The organism is Culicoidibacter larvae (assembly GCF_005771635.1).
Taxonomy (GTDB): Bacteria; Bacillota_I; Bacilli_A; order Culicoidibacterales; family Culicoidibacteraceae; genus Culicoidibacter; species Culicoidibacter larvae.
Map to the genome: position 1 here is coordinate 321,596 of NZ_VBWP01000002.1, position 24,317 is coordinate 345,912.

Annotated in this window: 24 protein-coding genes, 1 tRNA gene and 1 pseudogene; 4 read left to right on the forward strand and 22 right to left on the reverse strand. The window is 40.8% G+C overall.

Annotation, left to right across the window (positions count from 1 at the left end):
* Positions 1 to 31: 31 nt before the first annotated feature.
* The 17 genes and pseudogenes from ptcA to FEZ08_RS04050 all read right to left on the reverse strand — a co-directional run bounded on the left by ptcA (position 32) and on the right by FEZ08_RS04050 (position 14,717).
* Positions 32 to 1,051, reverse strand: coding sequence for a putrescine carbamoyltransferase (ptcA, locus tag FEZ08_RS03980; protein WP_138190420.1), 1,020 nt, complete (start codon positions 1,049 to 1,051; stop codon positions 32 to 34).
* A gap of 230 nt (positions 1,052 to 1,281) precedes the next feature.
* Entirely contained in the window at positions 1,282 to 1,560 is a 279-nt protein-coding gene (locus FEZ08_RS03985) for a hypothetical protein (RefSeq protein WP_138190421.1), read from the reverse strand.
* A gap of 69 nt (positions 1,561 to 1,629) precedes the next feature.
* A complete protein-coding gene (locus tag FEZ08_RS03990) occupies positions 1,630 to 2,787 on the reverse strand; it encodes a zinc ribbon domain-containing protein (protein WP_422386941.1) in 1,158 nt (385 codons plus the stop codon).
* Complete coding sequence (locus FEZ08_RS03995; RefSeq protein WP_171014929.1) at positions 2,762 to 3,874, reverse strand: zinc ribbon domain-containing protein; 1,113 nt, start codon at positions 3,872 to 3,874, stop codon at positions 2,762 to 2,764. The genes FEZ08_RS03990 and FEZ08_RS03995 overlap by 26 nt, the downstream gene beginning before the upstream one ends.
* Positions 3,875 to 3,904: 30 nt before the next feature.
* Positions 3,905 to 5,050, reverse strand: a complete 1,146-nt coding sequence (locus FEZ08_RS04000; protein ID WP_138190424.1) for a zinc ribbon domain-containing protein — start codon at positions 5,048 to 5,050, stop codon at positions 3,905 to 3,907.
* Between the two features lie 13 nt (positions 5,051 to 5,063).
* Entirely contained in the window at positions 5,064 to 5,840 is a 777-nt protein-coding gene (locus tag FEZ08_RS04005; RefSeq protein ID WP_138190425.1) for a Nif3-like dinuclear metal center hexameric protein, read from the reverse strand.
* Complete coding sequence (locus FEZ08_RS04010; RefSeq protein WP_138190426.1) at positions 5,818 to 6,519, reverse strand: tRNA (adenine(22)-N(1))-methyltransferase; 702 nt, start codon at positions 6,517 to 6,519, stop codon at positions 5,818 to 5,820. Before FEZ08_RS04010 ends, FEZ08_RS04005 begins: the two co-directional genes overlap by 23 nt.
* 321 nt (positions 6,520 to 6,840) lie before the next feature.
* Positions 6,841 to 7,353: a carboxylesterase family protein gene (locus tag FEZ08_RS12650; RefSeq protein WP_422386945.1), complete on the reverse strand. Its 513-nt coding sequence runs from the start codon at positions 7,351 to 7,353 to the stop codon at positions 6,841 to 6,843.
* Positions 7,354 to 7,479: 126 nt separating this feature from the next.
* A pseudogene (locus FEZ08_RS12655) lies at positions 7,480 to 8,547 on the reverse strand (carboxylesterase family protein); the annotation flags it as partial.
* Between the two features lie 146 nt (positions 8,548 to 8,693).
* Positions 8,694 to 8,819: a hypothetical protein gene (locus FEZ08_RS12535; protein ID WP_277871021.1), complete on the reverse strand. Its 126-nt coding sequence runs from the start codon at positions 8,817 to 8,819 to the stop codon at positions 8,694 to 8,696.
* 188 nt (positions 8,820 to 9,007) lie between these two features.
* On the reverse strand, positions 9,008 to 10,300 hold the full coding sequence (locus FEZ08_RS04020) for a hemolysin family protein (RefSeq protein WP_138190428.1): 1,293 nt from the start codon (positions 10,298 to 10,300) through the stop codon (positions 9,008 to 9,010).
* Between the two features lie 91 nt (positions 10,301 to 10,391).
* Positions 10,392 to 10,934, reverse strand: a complete 543-nt coding sequence (epsC, locus tag FEZ08_RS04025; RefSeq protein ID WP_138190429.1) for a serine O-acetyltransferase EpsC — start codon at positions 10,932 to 10,934, stop codon at positions 10,392 to 10,394.
* A 74-nt stretch (positions 10,935 to 11,008) separates the two neighbouring features.
* Positions 11,009 to 11,920 (reverse strand): cysteine synthase A, encoded by a 912-nt coding sequence (cysK, locus tag FEZ08_RS04030; RefSeq protein ID WP_138190430.1) that lies wholly within the window; start codon positions 11,918 to 11,920, stop codon positions 11,009 to 11,011.
* A 14-nt stretch (positions 11,921 to 11,934) separates the two neighbouring features.
* The gene (locus FEZ08_RS04035) at positions 11,935 to 12,192 is read right to left on the reverse strand and encodes a hypothetical protein (RefSeq protein ID WP_138190431.1); all 258 of its coding nucleotides are present in this window, start codon (positions 12,190 to 12,192) and stop codon (positions 11,935 to 11,937) included.
* Between the two features lie 61 nt (positions 12,193 to 12,253).
* Complete coding sequence (locus tag FEZ08_RS04040) at positions 12,254 to 13,402, reverse strand: DmpA family aminopeptidase (protein ID WP_199288015.1); 1,149 nt, start codon at positions 13,400 to 13,402, stop codon at positions 12,254 to 12,256.
* Positions 13,377 to 13,889, reverse strand: a complete 513-nt coding sequence (locus FEZ08_RS04045; protein WP_138190432.1) for a YbaK/EbsC family protein — start codon at positions 13,887 to 13,889, stop codon at positions 13,377 to 13,379. Before FEZ08_RS04045 ends, FEZ08_RS04040 begins: the two co-directional genes overlap by 26 nt.
* A 51-nt stretch (positions 13,890 to 13,940) precedes the next feature.
* Complete coding sequence (locus FEZ08_RS04050; RefSeq protein ID WP_171014932.1) at positions 13,941 to 14,717, reverse strand: putative ABC transporter permease; 777 nt, start codon at positions 14,715 to 14,717, stop codon at positions 13,941 to 13,943.
* Positions 14,718 to 14,923: 206 nt separating this feature from the next.
* On the opposite strand from FEZ08_RS04050, the gene map reads away from it, so the two are divergent.
* On the forward strand, positions 14,924 to 15,679 hold the full coding sequence (map, locus tag FEZ08_RS04055; protein ID WP_138190434.1) for a type I methionyl aminopeptidase: 756 nt from the start codon (positions 14,924 to 14,926) through the stop codon (positions 15,677 to 15,679).
* 361 nt (positions 15,680 to 16,040) lie between these two features.
* Here the strand turns inward: map and FEZ08_RS04060 are convergent, their stop codons facing one another.
* The 4 genes from FEZ08_RS04060 to FEZ08_RS04075 all read right to left on the reverse strand — a co-directional run bounded on the left by FEZ08_RS04060 (position 16,041) and on the right by FEZ08_RS04075 (position 21,062).
* Positions 16,041 to 17,810, reverse strand: coding sequence for an ABC transporter ATP-binding protein (locus tag FEZ08_RS04060; protein WP_138190435.1), 1,770 nt, complete (start codon positions 17,808 to 17,810; stop codon positions 16,041 to 16,043).
* Positions 17,807 to 19,537, reverse strand: coding sequence for an ABC transporter ATP-binding protein (locus FEZ08_RS04065; RefSeq protein WP_138190436.1), 1,731 nt, complete (start codon positions 19,535 to 19,537; stop codon positions 17,807 to 17,809). The genes FEZ08_RS04060 and FEZ08_RS04065 overlap by 4 nt, the downstream gene beginning before the upstream one ends.
* Positions 19,538 to 19,745: 208 nt before the next feature.
* The gene (locus tag FEZ08_RS04070; RefSeq protein ID WP_138190437.1) at positions 19,746 to 20,621 is read right to left on the reverse strand and encodes an SPL family radical SAM protein; all 876 of its coding nucleotides are present in this window, start codon (positions 20,619 to 20,621) and stop codon (positions 19,746 to 19,748) included.
* Complete coding sequence (locus FEZ08_RS04075; protein WP_138190438.1) at positions 20,622 to 21,062, reverse strand: hypothetical protein; 441 nt, start codon at positions 21,060 to 21,062, stop codon at positions 20,622 to 20,624.
* Between the two features lie 186 nt (positions 21,063 to 21,248).
* Between FEZ08_RS04075 and FEZ08_RS04080 the strand changes: the two genes are divergently transcribed.
* The gene (locus tag FEZ08_RS04080; RefSeq protein WP_138190439.1) at positions 21,249 to 22,433 is read left to right on the forward strand and encodes a MalY/PatB family protein; all 1,185 of its coding nucleotides are present in this window, start codon (positions 21,249 to 21,251) and stop codon (positions 22,431 to 22,433) included.
* Between the two features lie 29 nt (positions 22,434 to 22,462).
* Here FEZ08_RS04080 and FEZ08_RS04085 read toward each other — a convergent pair whose 3' ends face one another.
* Positions 22,463 to 23,260 (reverse strand): Cof-type HAD-IIB family hydrolase, encoded by a 798-nt coding sequence (locus FEZ08_RS04085; RefSeq protein WP_138190440.1) that lies wholly within the window; start codon positions 23,258 to 23,260, stop codon positions 22,463 to 22,465.
* 211 nt (positions 23,261 to 23,471) lie between these two features.
* On the opposite strand from FEZ08_RS04085, the gene FEZ08_RS12540 reads away from it, so the two are divergent.
* The gene (locus FEZ08_RS12540; protein WP_138190441.1) at positions 23,472 to 24,059 is read left to right on the forward strand and encodes a MarR family winged helix-turn-helix transcriptional regulator; all 588 of its coding nucleotides are present in this window, start codon (positions 23,472 to 23,474) and stop codon (positions 24,057 to 24,059) included.
* Positions 24,060 to 24,172: 113 nt separating this feature from the next.
* Positions 24,173 to 24,260: transfer RNA gene (locus FEZ08_RS04095), tRNA-Leu, on the forward strand.
* Positions 24,261 to 24,317: the final 57 nt, after the last annotated feature.

Here is a 24,317-nt window from a genome sequence, read left to right on the forward strand (position 1 = left end):
TCAATTGCCCTCCTCCAAGTTCAACTGATAATTATACAAGTTTAGTCAACATTGCATCAATTTCAGTTTGATATTTTTTTGCTGTTGCAGCATCCGCATAATGTAATCTTGGATATAAGAAATACACAAGTAATGAACGCATTGCTGTCAAACGATTTTCTGCTTCATCAAGCACAACTGAATATGGTGCATCTAACACTTCATCAGTTACCTCTTCTCCACGTGTAGCTGGTAAACAGTGTAAGAACTTAACATGTGGCGCAGCTTTAGCAATTAACTCTGCATTCACTTGATATTTCGGATAGAATACGCGCATACGTTCTTCTTCCGATAGTTCAGCCTCATATAAACCATACCATACATCAGTATAAATAAAATCAGCATCTTTCATCGCTTCATCGGCATCTTCAGTAATTAAGAATGTACCTCCAGAAACTTTACAGTTTTCTTCAGCAATCTTGATATGCTCATCACGTAATTGGAACCCTTTTGGACCAAATTGCACGAAATTCATACCCATTTTTGTTGCCATGAACATTGTTGAAGCACATACTTGTGTAGCATCACCAACGAAAACAATTTTGCAATCTTCAAGCTTTTTACCAGCCGGTAAATGCTCAGTCATAGTAATAATATCGCCAAGCTCTTGTGTAGGGTGATTATAATCTGACATCCCATTAATAACCGGAATAGTTGAATTTTCGGCTAATTCCACAACTGTTTTATGACGCTCAACCCGAGCCATAATAATATCAACTAATCGCGACAAAACACGTGCAGTATCACCCACAGACTCGTGGCCACCTAACTGAATTTGACCAGGCGCTAAATATTGTGCATGCCCGCCAAGCTGAGTCATCGCTGTCTCAAATGAAACCCGTGTACGAGTAGAAGATTGTTCAAAAATCATCCCTAATGTTTGATCCTTTAACAATGGCGGATAATATCCATCCTTAATTGATGCTTTTAATTTCAAAGCCAAATCAATCATGTACTGAATCTCTTCTTTAGTAAAATCTTTTGTGTCAATGTAATCTTTAACAGTATTCATACCGTCACCTCATTAATAAAATTCTTGTAAAAATATCGGTAGCTACGCGATTTCAACTTACAAACTCAGTATACACTTATCGAAAGCGCTTTTAAATAGTTTGCCCCCGCTTAGACACAAACCAAATTTACATAAAACATGTTACATTTTAGGTAACATGTTACACTGGTGAAGAAAACCCTTAAATAAAAAAGGAACCGCGAACGGTTCCTTTTTTATCAAAATTTATCCTAAATATTAAACAAGCGCTTAACAAAATCACGTCTACTAATTTTTCCTTCTGTTAACTCACTGTACCATGCTGGTGCGCTTAAGCTCACCTCAGTCTGCTTCAGTTCTTTCAAATACTTTGCATATTTTAAATCAATAAGTACCATAATTAAATACGGCGCAATCCCAAGAATTGAAAGCAAAGTAACAAAGAAACCAATTGGTCGAGCTATAGTATTTATTGGAGATAACATTGTACCGAATAAAAATTCAACTACAAATGCTGCAATTCTTTTCATTTGATTCCAAACCTGCTCCACAAGATGGACAATGTAATACTTCCATAAAATCTCTCCTTTATTATTTTATTATAAAATTGTTTTGATAACATCATAACGGGTGCACTTACCATTTTGGTAAGTTTCAGTAATCTGCTTCCTTTTTGTTTCAAGAATGTTTTCTTTCATCTTATTATTAGAATATAATTCTTTACTTAAGATTTCACAGAGCAATGCTGGAATATAAACAAAAGCAGTAAGCACCCCGGCAAGCGCAAAAACTGTTTCAAGTATAATAAAGAAAGTTCTATATTTGCTAAATATTCTTGAAACAAAAAATTCCATCAAGGCAAAAGCCATACTTCCAAGTGTTCCAGTTATTAGTATTATAATCATAAGTGTATATTGAAGATTTCCGTATGCTTGCGGCGATAATTGAATATATCGAATGAGTGTAAGCAAAGCAACTACAAACCAAGCAATCATAAGTAACTTATAGAGCATCATTAAAAAATCATTCCTGCTTTCATTGTTTACTTCATTAGTAGTCGCATTATCTAATGATTTTTCACCACCAAAAAGTTGCTCAATAAAATAAGCTTCTTTGATTCCATGCTTTGGACCAGAAATTGCTAACAAACGCTTAGTATCCACATCATTCATAAAACAAGTTAACATTAATCTGATAATAATGATGTCATACGTATTCACTGCAACTTTCCGGGTTGTAAATGAACGCTCTACCTCCATAAATGTTTTAGAAATTGAAGAAACATCAAGGTTGTAACTACTCATTTTAAAGATACCATGTTTCATCAATAAATTAGTGATTCGCTGATAATAATCAATCAATAGTTCTGGTTTGCTAAACTCGACAAACAAATTATTAGCCTTACAATAAATTAAAATCTGTGCTGTACTGTGTAAAATCATACTGAAATTAGCATAGTTTTTTTGTTCGCAATAATCGAGCAAAAAAACCAAATATTCTCCCCACAGAACATCATTTGATGGCGACTCAGTAAGCAGTTGATGATATATCGGTAATGCTTCACCGTACATATTGGATTTCAAATACCACTGTAGAAGTCGTTTTGATGGGTACTTCTTGATTTCATTTAAATCAATATCCAAATAATTACCACAATATGTACAGGTTTCCATCTGAAAATTAACCGGTGCTCCACACGCAGGGCACTGCAATATCTCCATAAAAACTCCCCTAACTAAATAATCTAATAATAACATCCCGCCGAGAAAGCTGCCCACTGATATATTGATCAATCAACATCGAAAGTTTGCTCGGCTGTGGTTTTACAATAATTACTTTTCCATTGGTCAACTGATATCGATAAATAGCATCTATAATAGTTAACCCTAAGTATTGGAGAAAAGTAATAAAAGTAATAAAGGTCGAAATATAACCAATAACACGGCAAATATACTTAAAAGGCGAATATGTCTTGGCCAATAAATACTCAACAGTAAACGATGCTACAGCCACAAACAAAGAAACTAAAATCATTATTCCAATCTCGTTCATACTGCCACTCATAGAAATTGCTACCATTATAAATAAACAAAGTATTAATACACTAGTCCCAAATAAGATACCTCGAATAATAGGAAAAACAATGCTCACCTCCACTTTTTTTGCAATCTGCTCTTGCTTAATTAATTGCTCTCCATTTAAAGCCGCCCGCACCTTATAATCCTCGAATAAATTAGGGATTGTTTGTATTGTCTCTAATTTCATCAAATTTACTTGCAAACAACTATTAGCATATCCTTGCTCAAAAAAAGCAGTAAAAAGTAATTGCAGCTTATTAAACATTGAAAAACTTGGCTGCTCATTACCAGTTGTAGCTAGTTGCGATACAACATTTAATAACTGCTGTAAATCTCCGACTTTCTCAACTTGCAGATTTCCTACTGTGGCATTCCCTAATTGTTGATATACTTCAACAATCTCCTCAAACAACGACATTGCCCGCGTTTGATCATTAAATCCAGCAAATAACTCAGCCCGCAAAATATATGACAACATCATCGAATATGCACGAGTAATTGCACCAAAATTTCTATATCCCTGAAGTTTCGCATAATCCAACAAAAAATCCATATACTCAAGCCAAACATCACTATTCCGCAAATCATCTGCTACCCACTTAGAGTAAGCCTCAATTGCTTTAGCAAATTGTTGCTTATTGCGATATTCGCGGGCTTGTTGCATGAAACTTTGCTCACTAATATCAATTTTTATCTCCGTACCGCAATAACTGCACTTTCTAGCCCCATTTACAATCTGTGCTCCGCACCCTGAACATACCTGCATCTTTATAAATCCTCTCATTATATAATACCCTTAACGAATCAATTGTTTAAAAACCTCAATTCTGGTAACTGTTCTATTTTGGTAAGCTTCACGCAACCACTCAACATTTTGGTATAATTGCCATTGCTTCTCAGCACCCTTGGCATCCATCATTTTGGAACGCTCATAAGCGAAGAAATCAATAAGCAAAAATATCCCAAACACAATCATTGGCACTAAAAACAGCAACGCACCGGAAACCAAACTTATACCACGAATTATCCAACGAGAGCTTTCCTTAAACTGATAAATGTTATACTCACCAATTGAACCTAATAAGAAAATCAACCCCAAAATCAAACAATACCAGTTGCTCCCTAATATACCAATTATTAAAAACAAAATTGCAACTGCAATACATATCACAAAGGCAGCAATTCTAACAAACCCAACTGCCATTGGCACTACCACAAGTTCAAACTCATCGGTCTGCCCGGGTATCTCCTTATTCAAAGCTCGCGCCTTCCGTGAACGCAAAACATCCTCAACCATCAGCAACCGCGCCAACTGCTCCTGCCCATACATCTTCTTCTCATCGGCAATCGGCAAAGCTAAACATTTTTGCGCATGCTCATCACCCAAAAACACCGTCATAAATAACTGCAAATACTTGATGGCATAAAAATTATATTTTGCTTGATCCACCGGCTCACCCAAAATCACCGATTCCTGTGCCTTAAAAAAATCAGCACTAGACTTGTAGCTATAATCCTCAAAATCAACCGCAACATATTCAGTATCTTGAATGAGCTCCAATATATGCTGCAACCACAAAAAAGCCCGCTCTTGATCAGCAAAAGTGCGCTTTTCAGTCTGATAATACAACAACATATTCAAACTGCTCACAAAAATCTGTGGCAAATTTTTAAATTGCTGATTTTGACTATACTCCACCAAAAACTCCAAATATTCAAGCACCGCTAACCCATTAGCTGGTTGTCCTAATAACCACTGATGATATGCTTTGACCGCTTGCTCAAAGCGCCCATTATTGCGATAATGTCGGCCACGAATTTCTGGCGGATACTTATTAAGCTCATCCTCATCAAGTAAAAAAGTATACCCACAATACCCGCACTTGCCATCTAACGGCTCAAGCGGCGCCCCGCAATTTGGGCAATCATTAACTTCCTTCATATTTACCTCACTACTATAAACATTCAAAAGGGTCGGTATTAACGGTTGTCGCGACAACGGGAATACCTACTGCCTTACTTAGTATCTGTTGCAATTTCTCACTCACAATATGCTCAGCATAATGCCCGATATCAAGCATATTGAGCCCGGAATTTTTAGCATCTTGGGCAGTGTGAAAAGTAATATCACCGGTAATATACAAGTCAACCTCGGCAGCTACAGCCTCAGGATAAAACTCCTCGCCGCTTCCGCCAACAATCGCCACCCGCTTAATCATCGCCTCATTATCACCGATAAAACGCACGCATTTTACATTGAAAACATCTTTCACTAAAGCCGTCACATCAGCAACAGACATAGCCGCAGCCAACTCACCAACCCGACCAAATCCAAACTGCTCATTAATCGTCGGCAAAAACACTCGCGTATTCTGCAGCCCAATACTTTCAGCCAGCCACTGCCCCAAACCATCAGCGGCAGTATCCAAACGACTATGTAAGGAATACACTGCGATGCCCTGACGAATCAATTCAGCCACAACTGCCCCCTTATGATCCTCAAAATCAACACTATGAATACCGGCATAAAGCAAGGCATGATAACTAATAATACAATCAGCACCAATAGCAACCGCCTCGTGAACCACATCCATATCCACATCCATTGACACCAAAATCTTAGTCACCGCCTGTTGCCGGCTACCAACCTGCAACCCAACCGGATCATTATCCACCCGCAAATAACTCGGGTATAACGCCTCTAAAACATCAATCACATTTTGCAGTTTCACGACTCAAAACCTCCTGAATCAAACGAATTCGCTGATTAACCTGCTTCTGTTTCTCCTCAGTGTTCTCAGCCTGTTTCAACTGGGCAAGCAAAGCTCGGCTATGCGCCAGCTCATCAATCCAACGATCAAGAAATTCAGTGCTCGGCCGCACTAAATTTCGCTTACCAACCAAAATCGCCAAATCACTGCCCTCACTGGCCGCCACCGACTCACTCCGCTCGGCAACAATTACCGGATAATACTTTCCGGCTTCCAACACCGTCGTCTCCGCCACAATCGCAAAACTATGGTCAAACAACCACTGCCGCACCAAATGATCAGCAACATTCGCCTGCAAAATCAACATCTGCGGCACAAACTCAGCCTCGCTCAAAATATCAACAATCAAGCGACCGCCCATCCCGGCAACTATCGCCACATCAACAGCATCGCTATCCGCCAAAACCTGCAAGCCTGACCCCAGCCGTGCCTCAACGCTCGTACCAAGCCCAGCCGCATCTATCGACGCCTGCGCCGCTTGCAGCGGCCCGGATGCCACATCGGCAGCAATTGCAAAACTTGCAATTCCCCGAGCAACCGCCTCAACCGGAACATACCCATGGTCTGTTCCTACATCAACCAAACGACTACCAACAGGAATATATTCAATTAACTGCTCCAAACGTTTCGATAACTGCATTCTTTGCCCTCATTCTACTTAAAAATAACTATGCTTATTATAGCATATCCGATAAAAAGAAAACAGCGCCTTCAAGCACATATATTGGCGTATTTCGAATAATTCTGCTCCGCGTCTCCGGTGCCCTGTAAGAAGTATCCTTAGGGTGTCACGTATTCTGGATACACTCCACTAACTACGTGTCGCAATACTCACAAAATTATCCAAACTCTGACGGAAGCTTCGCTTCCTAATCCTTCGGGCACTCAATCTATGCACTTGTCTTTTAAAAGTAAAAAAGCAGCGCCTTAAAACGCTGCTTTTTCAAATTTCTTTAATAAATTAATCTTCCACACCAATCATAAAGAATCGGCCTTTATATACGCCATCAATCACTTTTTGCTGATCTTCGGTCGTATTCTCCTTTAATTCCTTCATCACTTCATCGCGGTTCCAATACATATCTGACATTTCATTTTTCAACTCAGTGTCGCTGGCATTGAAAATCATGATTTTCTCTTGCTCAGTAGTTGGCGTCCATTTTGACCAAGTCACTGTGTCACTCACTTTAGGATCGCCATTATGCAAGAAATTACCGTAATAATTCATAACCGCAGTAGTCAGCAACTCACGTCCAGGTGCATTCTCATCGGTATATAAAGGCGCTCCCGGGAACATTTTATTCGCCGGATTCATCTCATAGCCAAAAACGAAATCAACATCAGCACCATGAGTGGCACCAATATACTTCACAATTGCCTCATTGGCAACATCCAAATCATGGCCCCATTGCATCCGGTACGCATAAATATCCGTCATGCCCGCCGCATATAAACGATCAGCAAACGTCTCCACACAGAACGACGCATACAACTGGCTGCCATACTCTTTTGACTTTGTAAAGGTATCAAAATTCTCTGGCTGATCAAGCTCTCCGGTTGGTAATTTCGGGAAAAATGCCGGATCTAACAAGTTGAAAGCACCAAACTCATCATAGTTGCTCCCAAGCATAACCGGCACTTTGAAGTAATTGCCACTGGCAATGACATCAAACCCTTCCTTAGGAATAACCGTACCATCCATGAACAAATGGGTGAACGTCTGCATGCGGATAATTGCACTTGGCAACGCCATCACCAACGATTCAGCTGGTTGGTCATATAAAAACTTCGATACATCCGCATCACTCGCTGATTTCAGCCAGTTTTCAGCCGCAGTCGCATCAGCAACCGTTCCGCTTGATACCAACAAATTACTGATTACCGTATCAGCAGTTGCTTCACCATCTTCAACCGTCGACAGCGTTTCGCCACCGCTCATTAAAATTGCTTTTTGATACAAGCCTTTGAACTCCGGCGAAATTAACGTCGCCATAACATCACGTGCTCCGGCTGACTGCCCGGCTAAAGTAACATTCTTGGCATCGCCGCCAAAAGCAGCAGCATTTCCTTGTACCCATTGCAAAGCTTTCTGAATATCAAGCAAAGCAAAATTCCCCGAATCCTCAACCGCATTACCAGTCCGCAAAGCCGGCGTCGTTAAATAACCCAAAACATCCAAACGATAATTAATCGTAATAACAATCGCATTTGCTTGCGCCGCCAACTTATCACCAACATAGTTATTTCCGCTATCGTTGCGATTACCACCGCCATGCACATAAACCATAACCGGCAAATTCGCCTCATTGGTATTCGGGCGCCAAACATTCAGATACAAACAATCTTCATCGCCAACAACTTTTCCGCCCGATACTTGCGTACAAACATTACCATAGCTAGTCGCATCACGAACATCGTTCCACGCTACCACATCCGCTGGCGCATGCCAACGCAGCTCGTTGACCGGCGCTGCCGCATACGGCACTCCTAGCCAACTTAAAGCAGCCTCATCAGCAGTCACTGCACCACTAACCTTACCACCAGTCACTTGCTGCTCAACATTCTGATCAAACGTACTAAACATACTGCACCCGCTCAAAATACTGACAGCCATAATTCCTGCCACAAAAACCAAAAAGAACCTCTTCATCTCATAAACTCCTATCATAAAAATATTTCACTTATATTTTTATGATATCACATTATTTACAACAAATTATTTTCTATATCAGAAGTTTTTTTCAAAAATAGAAATTTTATAAAACGCAAAAAAACAGGGAGTCAGGCCAACCCTAACTCCCTGTTCCAATATTCTCACAAGTGACCAAAAATCACCCAATACAAAGCCCAAATAATCGCTATAACAATCGGGACAATCGCAATACAAACAGTAATAAACAAAGCTCGTTTCGTCTTCTCTGAAAATCTTCCTGGTTTCATAATACATCATCCCTATCAAAATATATTTGATACCTCTAAAAAGGGAAAAACGGATAATAGACCGTTGTCGATACCTTATCCGTTTCCACAAAAGCGGATGCCTCCGCAGGCGGCCAGGTGACCGCACTTATACGCCAACATAGTGGCTTTACTTGGCACCCTTAAGTGCCTAATTTAAGTATAACACCTTATAGTGATTCTTCAACTGAAATGCTTTCTAATTGCTCAACCACTAATTGCTCTATTGTTGTTTCGCTTACATTCTTTACGGTTACTCGCAAGTTATGCCAAACCAACATCTCCCCGGCAGCCGGGATATGCTCGAACTCATTAATGAACAAACCATTTACTGTTGTCACATTAGTATATTCACGGGCAAGCAAGTCCAAATCAAAACAGAATAAGAAATCCATGATTGGACATTGGCCATCCACCAGGAAACTACCATCCTCTTGCTCAACTATTAATGTCGTTTCATTGTCAAAACTTGGTGCATAAACTAATTCATCTAAAACACTCTGCCCGGTCACAATTCCATCCACACCACCATAAGCATCAAAAACAAAAGCAAATTCATGTGGTGTATCTTTTAACTGCGCCAGGAAATCATACACTTTCGTATCTTCTCGAACAAATGTTGGTTCAACCAAAAGTGAATTAATATCAAAGTCTTTCTTATCGATGTTACGCAAAATACTCGGTAAATCAACTACACCTTTAATATCATCAAAATCTTCACCGACAACCGGATAAACATTATGGGTATATTCACGAATGAGTTTCTTAATATCACGCTTAGTATCTTCAAGACGAATAACCTGAACATCTTTGCGGCTTGTCAAAATTGAGCGCACAGTTAAGTCACCCAGATAAAAAACCCGGTTAACAATATGTTGCTCAACATCTTGAATCTCGCCATCCTCAACGCTCTCTTCAATCATCGCCTTGATTTCTTCTTCGCTGACAATCTCATCATTATCCTTAATACGCATTAACCATAACAAAAATTGGGTGCTGATTGATAACAACCACACAAACGGCTTCATCAACATTGACAAAATTTTCATCGGAATCGCAACCAACTTAGCAACTCTATCAGATGCATACAAACCAAGCCGTTTTGGCACAAGCTCGCCAATAACAATGGTCAAATAAGTCACCAATAAAATGACAATAACTGGTCCAAGCGGTGCTAAATATGATCCGACCATCGGAATCGTTGCTAACAACTTCCCTAGCTCATCGCCCATACTGGCACCACTAAATACCCCGGTTAAAATCCCAATCAAAGTAATCCCGATTTGCACCGTCGATAAAAAGTTATTCGGATTCTCTGCAAGCTCAAGCGCCGCTTTCGCAGACTTATTCCCCTGCTTTGCCTCGCGCTCGAGCTTATGCTTGCGTATTGAAATTAAAGATATCTCTGACATCGAAAATATCCCGTTCAATACAATTAAGACTAATATAATTACTAGCTCCATTATAGATTAACAAATCCTTTCAAAATATATATTTACAAAACTAAGCTTTTTACTACGACCAAGGTCGACCAAAAAGCACAAAACTCGCAAATCAAATATAGTACATGTCGTAATCTGGCTGATCCTTCAAAATAATCCGCGCCGGTACACCAACCGCAACCCCATCTGCGGGCACATCTTTCAGCACCACTGAATTAGCACCAATCTTCGCACCATCATGCACAACAATATTGCCAAGCACCTTAGCTCCGGCACCAATCACCACATTATTGCCAATCGTCGGATGACGCTTTCCGGCAACACTGCGGTTTGCCCCAAGCGTCACCTGATGATAAATAATAACATCATTGCCGATAACAACCGTCTCGCCAACAACAATTCCCATACCATGGTCAAAGAAAATCCGTTTCCCAAGCTTCGCTCCGGGATGAATCTCAATACCAGTTAGAAAACGAGCAAACTGTGAGAAAAACCGAGCCAGAAAAAACCAGCGATGACGATAGAAAAAACTTGCCCACTTATGAAAAATTCGAACATGAATAGATGGATATAAGAAAAATACCTGAAGCTTGCTCATTGCTGCCGGATCATGCTCAATAATATAATTTATTTCTTCTTTTAAACGTGCAAACATCTTATGTTGCTAAACCCCTTTATTTGGAAAAATGATTTGCTGCCGGGACGCGTCCCGACAACAAATCCAAAAATTTATTCATCTTTATATAAATCCGTAGACAAATACTTTTCGCCGCCATCCGGTGCCACAGTAACAACTTTTTTACCAGGGCCAAGCGTACGCGCAACCTGCATTGCCACCGCAATATTTGCTCCCGATGAAATACCAAGGAACAAACCAAACTCTTTATTTGCCTGACGGGCAGCTGCAAAAGCTTCCTCATCACTAACAGCAATCACTTGATCAATCACATCAGCATCATAGTTTCCGGGAATAAACCCAGCACCAATCCCTTGAATCCGATGCTTACCGGGAGCATCGCCTTCAAGCACTGCTGAAGTTGAAGGTTCTACAGCAATCACTTGAACAGCACTATTATGCTCTTTTAATTTACGTCCAACACCGGTAATTGTTCCACCGGTACCAACGCCGGCAACAAACGCGTCCAAATCAGGAACATCGCTGATAATTTCCGGACCGGTTGATTTATAGTGATAATCCGGATTTGCCGGATTATCAAACTGGCTTGGCATAAAATAATTATCGTGAGCAGCAACCAGCTCATTAGCTTTGGCAATCGCTGCCTTCATACCGCCGGCACCATCCGTTAAAATCAGTTCAGCACCAAGCGACTGCATAATTTTTCGCCGCTCAACACTCATTGTATCCGGCATCACAATAATAACATGATACCCTTTCATTCGCCCAATCATCGCCAGTGCAATACCAGTGTTCCCGCTGGTTGGCTCAACAATCACCGATTCCGGCACGAGTGCACCACTCGCTTCAGCAGCTTCAATCATTCCGATTGCTGCTCGGTCTTTGACACTACCACTTGGATTATGTCCTTCTAATTTTACATAAACAGTTGCCATATCATCAGCAGTTTGCAATTTAAGAATTGGCGTATTACCAATCATATCAATTATTGATTTATAAACCATTTCGATTCCTTCTCTCAATTATCATACTTTCCAAAATAATGAAACTCATATAAAGGCTCGCCATCCAGTTTTGATTCAGAAACCGAATAACTAAAAGCTTCTTTCTTACCGCTTCGTGTTAAATCACTCGCCAATTCATATGTTTTATATTTTGATTCTAAAAAATTTTGCTTTAAATCTTCCAACAAAGCTTCATAATCATATTTACCATCAGTTTTATCATTCAAAAATTGCTGAAATGCTTTCTTAAATGACGGAAAAAAAATAACCATCTGTCCAACCTTCTTTCATACTAAATATAATATCATAATTTCGCAATTATGAACAATAAAATTACCTAATAGCTACATCGTCGTATGTCAATCCGGTATCTTCAAGCACACTCCGCAAACTCATGCGTTCACAACCATTCTTACCGCTCACCGTCTCAGCACTCCACAACGACTTCGCAATCGCTGTTTCAACAACCTCAGCGGTTGCCGCAAACACCTGCTCCATACTATCCTCATGAAATGCCAAGCGATTGCTAATAACCGTTTCAGCATAATGCGCAATCGACTCAGCGGTACTAAATGCAACGGCAATCTCTCCGCTGCCATTGCCAACATAAGACCCGGTTCTGGCAATGCCAACCCCGGCCCGCTTCGCAAGCCGCTTCAGCTGGCGCGCATCGAGCGGTAAGTCAGTTGCCAACACCACAATAATTGAACCCAAGTCGCGATGTTCGCCATCAGCATCATTCATTGCTGCAACTAACTCACGCCCGATTGCCCGACCATCCAGCACCAAATCCTCTAGCCGCCCAAAATTACTCAGCACCAAAGCGCCAATAGTAAAAGTCTGCCCAGCAAAAGTCAGCAAACGCGAACTACTGCCAATACCGCCCTTAAGCTGGTAGCAACTCATCCCGCGCCCGGCACCAACTGCACCCAGATCAAACTGACTTTCAGCCTGACGCAAAGCCTCAAACACATGCTGCTTACGCACGTGCATACCACGAATATCATTCAAATAGCCATCGTTGCACTCAGCCACCACCGTATTAATCGTTCCGGTGCGCTCACCAATATCGGGATTATCAGCCAGCATATATTCAATCAACGCCTCAGTACAAACACCAACAGAAAAAGTATTAGTCAACAAAATTGGTGACTCTAACTGCCCCAGCTCTTCAATCTGAATCAACCCGCTACTCTTACCAAACCCATTCATTACATGCACTGCCGCCGGCAACTTCTCAAGAAACAAATTACCGCCATGAGGAATAATTGTCGTGACCCCGGTCTGCACATCTCCATTACTCAAAGTACTATGGCCAACCCGAACCCCCTGCACATCAGTTATTAAATCATTTAACCCACTGGCAAACTTATTCATCATCGCTGCACCTCTTTCTTTTAAAAAAAGCGGCTTGAGGCCGCTTGGAACCGGAACTGAGCTCGCCTCAGCTCCGGTTCTAAATTTCTTCAACTTCCATATCATAAGCAACATCTTCGAGTTCAGTCATCTTATTCGGCATAGCGTCTAATGCCTTACGAAGATTGTCGCGATTCAATGAAATAGTGATTGTGCTGATTCCCGGTGAAAATAAATAACCATCAGCAACAAAAATATTCGGATCAATAATAATCTCAAATACTTCCGGCATACAAATTGTTGGTATCGTATGCGGGTCACAAACAACATACTCGGTCAGTTCATCGAAATTAGCAAAATTAACCCGTTCGCCGGCATACTCTTTTACAACCTTCTTATCAACGCGCCGTTCCAGCGTCGTTGCCACTAAGATAAAACGGCCGCTTTTGGTTTTAAAAGCAATCGTTTTACTGGGAGCCCCTACCATATTATACTCTTTCATAATCCGATAATCGGTCTCATTATCAGTAATTTCTTCATGATCATAGCGGATATATTCGATTGCATGTTCATCAAGCCATGGAAAAGTATCGGTTTGTAAATTATACTTCATTCAAAACGCCTCATTTCTGCTTATATTATATCACAAGTTTGCTTCTATGGATTATACTTCTTCTTTGCGTAGCTTACTTTTCTTAACAATTCGGAAATCAAGGTGCAATACTTTTTTCTTAATACCTTTTATATTCATATAATCTTGAACAAAGTTCATATTAGGGAAAGTAAATACCATAACTGCATCAGGTGCCAATAAGTCGACAATTTTACCAACTAAGCCCTTACTTAGTTTTTCTGTTGGCGTTGTTCCATTTTTCTCAGCTTTTAAGATGGCAACTTTTTTACGGAAGCGAACAAATGCCAGAGAAGTAAGAATAAATGAAAAAATTGCTAAAACCGTAATAACTACTAATAGTATTTCCCCGGTATCACGACTCATCCAATTTATTAATGCTAAGACATATTTATCGAGCACATATATGAGAATCAATGATAAAAAGCCCCAGTAAATCGAATACTTTAAACAAATTCGGCCATGAATATTTAATGGCTCATTACTGTAATCCCAGAAAACGGTATGGAAAAGTTTCTCCATTACATAACTGCCAATATACTCAGTAATGGCACCGACAACAATACCACCTAAAAACAAAAGTGCCGGATCATTAATTAAACCCTTCAAGAACAAGCTCAATGCCACCGCACCAATACCATAAACCGGAATTAATGGTAAATATAACGTTCCAGTCCGGCATTCAATTGTTCCGGTTTGTGAATAACAAAAAATCGTTTCAATAATAACTCCGGCAAAACTAAAAATAAAGAAAAACCACAATATATAATACAACTCAACACCCATTATCGTAAACTGAAAAATATCCAAAAATATCCACTCCTTATACATAAAGCCATTATAATATAACTTTTTGTTCATTGCATCACTTTTAACCCTAATAATAGCCAAAATTTGAAAATCTGACACTTATCATGCTATTATATATATTGAAAAAGAATTCAAACCAACTCCCGCTTGGGACTCGTTAATCAAAGATTGACGTCGGAAAGTGTTTGAAGAATTGAGGAATGCATATGATTACCCTAAAATCACCCCGTGAAATTGAAGCAATGGCAGCATCCGGAAAAATTCTTGCCGGGCTGCATGAATCCCTGCGCGACTTTATTCGTCCCGGAATCAGCACCATGGACATCGAGTTATTCGCCAAAGACTATCTTGAAAAACATGATGCCAAATCCGAACAACTTGGCTATCAAGGATATCCATACCTGACTTGTACCAGTGTAAATGATGAAATTTGCCATGGTTTTCCAACCCACAAAAAACTAAAAAACGGCGATATTGTAACTGTCGATATGGTTGTTAACTATCGTGGTGCCTTATCTGATTCTGCCTGGACCTATACCGTTGGCGATATTGATGAGCAAACCCAAAAATTACTGGATGTTACCAAAGCATCACTCTATATTGGTATTGAACAAGCAGTTGTTGGTAACCGAATCGGTGACATTGGTGCTGCTATCCAGGAATATGTTGAAGCGAATGGCTTCTCAGTTGTTCGTGACTTCTGCGGTCATGGCATCGGGCCAACTCTGCACGAAGATCCTCAAGTTCCACATTACGGCACTCACGGCACCGGCACCAGATTAAAAAGCGGTATGGTTATTACCATTGAACCAATGATTAATGCCGGCGGATGGCAGGCAACGCTTGATGATAATGAATGGACAGCGCGTACCAAGGACCACTCACTTTCAGCGCAGTATGAACATACATTAGCAATTACTGACGATGGACCGGTTATTCTGACTGGCCAAATTGATGAATAAGCATATATTGTTGCGCCAGGAGGCACTAGCAGCAAAGCTGCGTCGGAAACGCAACGCTCGTAATCTTGCGACACAAAGTTAGTCCCTTACGGGAAAGCTGGAAAAAATTACTCGGGTCACGCTGCGACAACAGGCTCTATAACCTGTTGTGGGCAAGTACTCTTGGGGTGCGTATATTTAGATACGCTTTCTCCTAATTTTCCCCAACTTCCTTTGATTTCCGACGCGCTTGCGCTAGTACCTTGTGTGAACCGTTTTCCGACGCAAATCTCTGATTTGCTAGTCCTTTAGGGAAACAATCTATCAATACAAAAGCGGAAGACTTTAGGTCTTCCGCTTTTTAATTTTCTCTCAAAATAGACTATTCAGCAAATTGACTGTTATACAGCTGCTCATAGAATCCGCCTTGAGCAAGCAATGATTCATGTGTTCCCTGCTCAATAATTTCACCATGATTCATAACCAGAATTAAATCAGCATCGCGAATCGTTGATAAACGGTGAGCGATAACAAAGCTTGTCCGCCCTTCCATTACCCGTTTCATTGCTTTTTGAATGAGTAATTCCAAACGCGTATCAACTGAACTGGTTGCTTCATCAAGAATCAAAATCTTTGGATCCGAAATAATTGCCCGCGCAATCGTTAACAACTGCTTTTGCCCTTGCGATACGTTTGATGCCTCTTCATTCAGCATCATTTCATATCCATCCGGCAAAGTTTTAATAAAGTGATGCACATTAGCGCTCTTAGCAGCGTCAACAATTTCATATTCCTGCGCATCCAGTTTACCAAAGCGAATGTTATCAGAAATAGTTGCATTGTAAAGCCACGCATCTTGTAAAACCATACCAAACATTGAACGAACGTCTTCACGCTTCATATCCATTGTGCTGATACCATCAATTTTTATAGCTCCGCTATCAATGTCATAAAAACGCATCAATAAGTTAATCAAGGTTGTTTTTCCGGCTCCGGTTGGACCAACAATAGCTACTGTCTGCCCGCTTTTCACTTCAAAGTTTAAATCTTTAATCAATGGCGTTTCCGGGTTATATCCAAAACGAACATTTTCAAATGCAACATCGCCATGAAATTCATCCGGCATTCGCATAACTGTATCCTCAGCAGGCTCTTCAGTTTCATCAAGAATCTCAAAAACCCGGCTGATTGCTGCTCCGGCACTTTGCAATGCTGAAGTTAATTGGGTAATTTGCGAAACCGGTTGGTTAATCTGCCAGATATACTGACAGAATGCCTGCAAGTTCCCTAAAGTAATTACCCCGACAATAACGAAGTAACCACCAAGTACAGCAACACCCATATAAGCTAAATGCGTAATAAGACCTGAAATCGGCATAATCAATCCCGAAGTAAATAATGCCTTAAAGCTCACTTTTGCCATGCGGTGATTAATTTCTTTAAAATCATTCAGTGCTTCTTGCTCACGATTGAAAAGCTTAATAATATTGAAGCCGCTGTAATCTTCCTGGATATAACCATTCATCTCACCTAACGTATTCTGCTGTTTCTTAAAATAAGGTTGCGAACGTTTTACCAGGATACGGGAAACTATGATTGTTGCGGGGATGATGAGCCCTGCAATAATCATCATTGGAATTGAAATCAATGCCATCATAAGTAATGCCGTTCCAATACCTAAAATCGAAATAATAATTTGTAAAAATCCTTGCTGCATCGCATTACTGATTGTATCAACATCATTGGTAATCCGACTTAAAATATTTCCGTAGGTTGTCCGGTCAAAATATGAAACCGGCAAACGATTAATTTTACGATCAATATCATTACGCAAATCATGAGTTCCATCTTGAATAACATTAGTAATCATGACATTAGAGCCATAACTTGTTATTTGATACAATACTGACACCATAGCAACGATAATCAATATTTGAACAACATACCCATAATTGATCGCTGCTCCGGCAACACCACTAGCCATATCAATAACATTTTTCCCAACTTCAGTAATAATCAAACCCCAAATAAATGGTGTCAGAGCATTGGCAATAACTGAAACAATTGCCAAAATAATAGCGAAATAAAAATTAACTTTATAAGGTTTAATATAAACAAATAAACGTTTTAAACCATCAAATCCTTGTTTCATGCCAATTCCTCCTTCGACAATTGCGAAGCGGCAATATCATAATAAATATCACTGCTTTTCAATAATTCTTTATGAGTTCCTTCGGCAACGATAACACCATCATTTAAAACGATAATCTTATCGGCGTTCATAATCGTACCGACCCGTTGCGCAACAATTAAAATTGTTGCATCGCTGAGTTCCTCTTTAATCCGCGCCCGCAAAGTTGCATCAGTTTTATAATCCAATGCCGAGAACGAGTCATCAAAAATATAAATATCCGGCTCTTTAACCAGTGCCCGGGCAATTGACAAACGTTGCTTCTGTCCGCCGGACATATTGGCCCCGCCTTCAGATAGAAGCTCATCATACTGGTTCTCTTTACGACTGATGAAATCCTCAGCCTGAGCAATATCAGCTGCCCGCATTAACTCATCAAGTGTTGCATCCGACTTCCCATGCCGTAAATTATCAGCAATCGTTCCGGTAAATAACAACGCCTTCTGCGGAATGAAACCAATCTTATCACGTAAACTGCTCAGCTTGTAATCACGAACATCGACATCATCAACCAAAATTCGGCCACGCGTCACATCGTAAAACCGCGGAATCAATTGAATCAGAGTTGATTTCCCGCTACCGGTACTACCAATGAAAGCAACAGTCTGACCCGGCTCAGCAGTAAAGCTAATATCGCGCAACAACGGCTCCTCACTATTCCCTGGATAAGCAAAAGTAACATTCTCAAAAGTCACATAACCGCGCTTAGTCGTTTTAGTAATACCACTAAGATTCTCGCTGATTGTTGGCTCTGTATGTAATACTTCAGAAATCCGATTGGCAGATACCAATGCTCTTGGTAGCAACATAAACAAACTTGCAAATAGCATAAACGAGAATAATGCATGGAAAATATAATCAATAAAGGCAACTAAATTCCCGATTTGCAAGTTTCCGGCACCCACTAACTGAACACCAAACCAAACTACAGCAATCATAATAACGGTAAATAACAATGAAAAACTTGGTTGTGCCAATGCCATCAACTTAAATAGTTTTTTAGAAACACTTGCATAGCTATCATTGACATCATTAAAGCGACTCTCTTGGAACTTCTCTTTAACAAATGCCCGGACAACCCGTAAACCACTTAAATTCTCACGTAAAATCCGGTTGATACCATCGAGACTCTTTTGCTGTGCCCGTGAAAGCGGCTCAGAAACAATTGCAATAAATACAATGCCTAAAATCAATAACGGTAAAGCAACAATAATTGTCCAAGCCAAAGAAGGACTGGTTATTACAATCATCACTAAACTGGAAATAAACATAATCGGCGAAATTAAACCCATCCGCAAAACCTGTTGCATAAACAACATAACTTGATAGGCATCATTCCCGGTTCTGGTAATCAATGAAGAAACACCAAATTTATCAAATTCCGCATGGGAGAATTGATGAATTCGGGTAAACACATCATCACGAATATCCCTTACAATACTAGTCGAAATCTTACTCCCGAAATATGCCAAAAAAATAAGCCCTACAAAGCCTATCAGAGAAATGACCAACATCATCAAGCCATAAAATAAAACAATTTGAAAGTTGTTGTGATTGATACCATCATCAATCATTTTTGCTAAAAGTGTCGGCAATCCCAATTCAATTAACACAAAGCCAAATACACATAAAAAATTCAAAAAGATATAGCCTTTATATCGCTTCGAATACTGCCACATTAATTTCAAAAAAATCGCCTCTTTCATAAAAAAACTTGATATCCGCACTAATAAAAGCGCGGATTATCTCCATTAATTTTACCAGCAAAATATCGAATAATAATGTGAGTGAAATCAGCATACTATCGGATATCTTGTGCATTGTGGTATTCCTCTTATGATAACAAAGAAAGCTAAAAAGAGCAACCGTCTCAAAGGCACGATTGCTCTTTTGGTTTTAGAATAATTGTATCTGCTCTTGCACATATTTAGCTTTATAAACCCGGTTAATATCCGCCATCCGATACAAAATACCGTAGCGATCACAGAGCTGCTTAAAACGCTGATACAACTGCTTAGCATTTGGCGAGTTGCACTCGTAGCGATTGCCAAACTCGCGGCGATATTGCGCAGCAATCTCCGCCGGCAAATGCGCGAGCAGGTGCTCGCGCTGTCCATCACGCATGGTCACGCCGAAGTACGGGTAGATGAAATCTACCCCGGCGGCGGCGCCCTGTTCAACAATTGCTTCAATGTTTTCCAGCGAATCATTGACGTACGGTAATATCGGCATCAGCAGAATCCCGCAAAATAAGCCGGCATCATGCAATTGCTTGAGCGCGGCGAAACGCTTCGAACTAGGCACTACATGCTGCTCCAGCTGGCGGCATAGTTCATCGTCAGCGGTTGTAATCGTCATTTTCAACAACACCGGATCATGGGCAGCAATCCGTTGCAAGACATCAATATCGCGGACAATCAAATCGCTTTTAGTGGCAATGGATGCACCAAACCCATAACGGTCAATTAATTCGAGCGCCCCTCGGGTTAATTGATATTTTTTCTCAAAAGGGTTATAAGGATCGCTCATTGCTCCGGTGCCAACCACACCTTTAATCCGCTTCTTCTGCAATTCGGTCTCAATCAGCCGCAAACTATCCTGCTTAATCCGCACCCGGTCAAAATCATCGATATGATAGCATTCACTCCGCGAATCACAATAAATACACCCTTGATTACAACCACGATAAATATTCATATTATATTCATACTCAAACCAATATCCACTCGGCTTTACCCGCGTCAATATCGTTTTTGCCGGAACAAACTCCATTTATTCGTACCAACTTTCCTCGTTCTTCAACGCAATATATAACTCAAAACGACGACTGCCATCTGCATAATACACTTCAAAATCACTCGTATAGCCCCGCTCGGCGTCACTCACTTCCGCCTCAGCCTTCGCCCACAACTGCTCGCGCAACACCCAGAAATCACCAACACCGCTATATTGCACATAGCGGCCCTTGCCAATCACATGTGTGGCTGAACTATAATCATCAGTCTGCACTGCAAAAACAACCTGCTTCTTAGCTTGGTTCAAATCATATTCGGTATGCAGCGCAATAAAACTCTCCTGCATCTCACTCAGCCCGCAAGCTTCAAACTCTTGGCGTAACCGACGCAATACCGGTTCATCACCATCAACCCCCATCGGCATATCAACTACCAACCCAATCAACGGCTGCACCGCATCAATTGAAACAATCATCATCTTGAACACACCCTCATTATAACAAACCGCTTTGACAACAGTCTGTCAGCTTCAACAACAATTTTATCATAATTTGGGTGAAAAGAAGAGGCAAAACCGCGACAAGCGCGACTTTACCTCCCCCTTAAAACAATATTTGCGCTATAATATAACTATAACTTCATATATGAAAGGAACTGAGTAATTATGGATAGTAAAACTTTTGTCAGCAAATATGCTGTTGACCGCCACAATACCAATTCGATGAAATGGGATTACCTAGAAGAAGTATTTGGTCAAACCGACTTACTGCCGCTTTGGGTGGCTGATATGGAGTTTAAGGCACCGGAACAAGTGATTGAAGCAATGGTAGAACGGAGCCAACACGGTGTCTTCGGTTACACCTTCACACCTGAATCTTACTACCAAGCATTTATTGACTGGCAAAAAACGCAACACAACATTCATTTGGAAAAAGATTGGATTCGCTTTTCAACCGGAGTTGTTGCCAGCATCTACAACTGCATAACGATATTTACTAACCCCGGCGATGCCGTGATGATTGCTACTCCAGTCTACCATCCTTTTCAACATGCGATAAAAGACACCAAGCGTACCCTCGTTTATACTGAGTTGCTTAATGACAATGGCAACTATAGTTTTGACTTCAACGATTTTGAAGCAAAATTAACAGCAAATAATGTCCGCATGTTTATTCACTGCTCACCACACAACCCGGTTGGTCGAGTTTGGACTAAAGATGAGTTAGCAACCATATTTACCCTCTGCCGCAAACATGGAGTACTACTTATCAGCGATGAAATTCATCAAGACATCATTATTGGCAATAAACCCTTCGTCTCAGCACTTACTTTGCAACAAGAAAACCACTACCCAAGCGTGGTCGTCCTCAGTGCGCCATCAAAAACCTTCAACCTCGCCTCACTGCTTAACTCGCACCTCATCATTGCCGAACCCGGCCTGCGCGAACGCTACGACGAAGGCTTCAAAATGCTCGGCGAATCAGCCCGTAGCGTCCTCGGCCAACTGGCAACTGAAACTGCCTACCAACACGGCAGCGACTGGCTCACCGGCCTACTGGCAACCATCAAAGCCAACTACGACTACATCTGCCAAACATTCGCGAGCGATGCCCCAAATATCATTATTGCGCCACTCGAAGGCACCTACCTTGCATGGATTGACCTGCGCGCGTACGTTGCTCCAGCTGAAATCAAAACCTTCATCCAAGACCAATGTCACCTAGCCATCAACTATGGAGAAGACTTTGGCGAAAAATACCAAGGATTCATCCGCATGAATCTGGCCACCACTCCGGAAATTGTTCAAGAAGCAACTCAACGAATCATTACTGCGATTGAGGAAAAATAAAAAAAGCTGAGCCCATAAGGCTCAGCTTTTTAAACAGTTAACAAATAATCAATGGCATTTAACACACCTTCGTCATCATTCGAATCCGTGTGATACTTCGCTGCCTGTTTCACAGCATCGCTGGCGTTAGCCATCGCATAGCCGTACTCAACATGCTTAAGCATCTCCAAATCGTTGCCACCATCACCAAAAGCAGCAGTTTCATGATTACTGATACCAAGTAATTCCTGCAAACGCTTGATCCCGCTTGCCTTGTGATTGCCGGGAATAATCAGATCAACCGAACCATGCCCGCTGGAAACAGCAGTCACAACATCACTCATTGAAGCATTAATCTCTGCAATAAACGGTTCAACATCAGTCACATCAAAATTCAAAGCAATCTTGAAAATAGTATCATCCAAATGATAAAAATCCTTTACCTTTTGCAACCGATGATAATAAATTGAAGCAAAATCAAGTGCTTCATCACTTATCATTTCAAGCGCATAAGCACTATTGCGACCACAAACGATAAAAGTATCCACATTATAGCTGCTCACTACATCAAGAATTCGATGTAAATCTTCAAGGCTCCATTCGCCGCAAAATAACTCCTGATTTTGATGCACCACATAAGCCCCGTTCTCCGCAACAAAAGAAATTTCATGCGCAATCTCAGGAAAAAATGACCGTAACTGGTAATACTGATTGCCACTCGCTACTACAAAGTAAACGCCCTGTGCTTTCATCTGCTGATACAAATCATTAAACCGCTCGCGATTATAATCATTGCGACTATACAAAAACGTCCCATCCATATCAACTGCAATTAATTTCACTGCCATACCAAAACCTCCCTGTTTCAACCTCATTGTATCAACAAAAATCAATACTGTCTTTTCATAATCTGGAAAACCTAAATATCAGCCCGGCTGACAACCAGCCGGGCTGATATAATTTTTTAAATAAAAAGTATTGACAGATAATAAGGTACCTTATATAATAATTGTAAGGTACCTGTTTAATTTACTCAATTTATGAAAGGAGTCGATAATAATGAGTGAACAAACTAAAAATTTAATGGAACAATTACGCCGCTACGAAGCCTTGCTGCATCGTTACCTGCGTTTCAAACATGCCACCAAAGGTAAATTTGGTGATCCGCACCGCGGCCAAGGCCGGGTGCTGGCAATTCTAAAAATGCAATCAGAAATCAGCCAGAAAGAACTTGCTTACTTGCTGGACATGCGTGCCCAGTCATTAGGCGAATTGCTGGTTAAACTTGAACGCAACGGCTACATAACCCGCACTGCATCTAGCGAAGATCGCCGGGTCATGCTGGTAGCGTTAACTGATGCCGGCCGAAAAGCTGCTGAAGAAACGACTCAAAACAGCTTTGAAGGCGATAACCTTTTTAGCGTCTTGAATGAAGAAGAACAAGCCCAACTGGGCGATTACCTCGCACGACTTATCGTCGCGCTTGAGAAAGAAGTTGATGCCTATGACATTCCCGATCGCAATTTCAGTGATTTTGCTGGCGGCAAAAATCATCGTCGCCATAATCCTTTCAACTTCGGTCATGGAGGAAGACACCCCTTCCCAGAAGGCTTCCCCTTTGATGACGAAGACAACAATGACCAATAATAACTAGTTCAAGCCCAAACAGCGGCAGGTCTCGTACCTGCCGCTGTTCACATTTTATCCAAGAAATTCACTTGCAATTTATTCACAGAAACGTTATAATAATCAAGGAATATGCGGATGTGGCGGAATTGGTATACGCGCAAGACTAAGGATCTTGTGGGAGTTAATCCCGTGCAGGTTCAAGTCCTGTCATCCGCACCAAGATGTAAAAAACCCTGTATTATACAGGGTTCTTTTTTATAGTTATTCAAATTGGCG

What these genes read in the sequence shown, in the direction of transcription:
- FEZ08_RS04000 (WP_138190424.1), bottom strand. Translation starts at nt 5,050, where the DNA reads ATGAAGGAAGTTAATGATTGCCCAAATTGCGGGGCGCCGCTTGAGCCG.
- FEZ08_RS04075 (WP_138190438.1), bottom strand. Translation starts at nt 21,062, where the DNA reads ATGATGATTGTTTCAATTGATGCGGTGCAGCCGTTGATTGGGTTGGTA.
- FEZ08_RS04040 (WP_199288015.1), bottom strand. Translation starts at nt 13,402, where the DNA reads ATGATATGGAAGTTGAAGAAATTTAGAACCGGAGCTGAGGCGAGCTCA.
- FEZ08_RS04080 (WP_138190439.1), top strand. Translation starts at nt 21,249, where the DNA reads ATGGATAGTAAAACTTTTGTCAGCAAATATGCTGTTGACCGCCACAAT.
- FEZ08_RS03985 (WP_138190421.1), bottom strand. Translation starts at nt 1,560, where the DNA reads ATGAAAAGAATTGCAGCATTTGTAGTTGAATTTTTATTCGGTACAATG.
- FEZ08_RS04010 (WP_138190426.1), bottom strand. Translation starts at nt 6,519, where the DNA reads ATGCAGTTATCGAAACGTTTGGAGCAGTTAATTGAATATATTCCTGTT.
- epsC (WP_138190429.1), bottom strand. Translation starts at nt 10,934, where the DNA reads ATGTTTGCACGTTTAAAAGAAGAAATAAATTATATTATTGAGCATGAT.
- FEZ08_RS04035 (WP_138190431.1), bottom strand. Translation starts at nt 12,192, where the DNA reads ATGGTTATTTTTTTTCCGTCATTTAAGAAAGCATTTCAGCAATTTTTG.
- cysK (WP_138190430.1), bottom strand. Translation starts at nt 11,920, where the DNA reads ATGGTTTATAAATCAATAATTGATATGATTGGTAATACGCCAATTCTT.
- FEZ08_RS03995 (WP_171014929.1), bottom strand. Translation starts at nt 3,874, where the DNA reads ATGCAGGTATGTTCAGGGTGCGGAGCACAGATTGTAAATGGGGCTAGA.
- FEZ08_RS04045 (WP_138190432.1), bottom strand. Translation starts at nt 13,889, where the DNA reads ATGAAGTATAATTTACAAACCGATACTTTTCCATGGCTTGATGAACAT.
- FEZ08_RS04060 (WP_138190435.1), bottom strand. Translation starts at nt 17,810, where the DNA reads ATGAAACAAGGATTTGATGGTTTAAAACGTTTATTTGTTTATATTAAA.
- FEZ08_RS04020 (WP_138190428.1), bottom strand. Translation starts at nt 10,300, where the DNA reads ATGGAGCTAGTAATTATATTAGTCTTAATTGTATTGAACGGGATATTT.
- ptcA (WP_138190420.1), bottom strand. Translation starts at nt 1,051, where the DNA reads ATGAATACTGTTAAAGATTACATTGACACAAAAGATTTTACTAAAGAA.
- FEZ08_RS12540 (WP_138190441.1), top strand. Translation starts at nt 23,472, where the DNA reads ATGAGTGAACAAACTAAAAATTTAATGGAACAATTACGCCGCTACGAA.
- FEZ08_RS04085 (WP_138190440.1), bottom strand. Translation starts at nt 23,260, where the DNA reads ATGGCAGTGAAATTAATTGCAGTTGATATGGATGGGACGTTTTTGTAT.
- map (WP_138190434.1), top strand. Translation starts at nt 14,924, where the DNA reads ATGATTACCCTAAAATCACCCCGTGAAATTGAAGCAATGGCAGCATCC.
- FEZ08_RS12535 (WP_277871021.1), bottom strand. Translation starts at nt 8,819, where the DNA reads ATGAAACCAGGAAGATTTTCAGAGAAGACGAAACGAGCTTTGTTTATT.
- FEZ08_RS03990 (WP_422386941.1), bottom strand. Translation starts at nt 2,787, where the DNA reads ATGTTATTATTAGATTATTTAGTTAGGGGAGTTTTTATGGAGATATTG.
- FEZ08_RS04070 (WP_138190437.1), bottom strand. Translation starts at nt 20,621, where the DNA reads ATGGAGTTTGTTCCGGCAAAAACGATATTGACGCGGGTAAAGCCGAGT.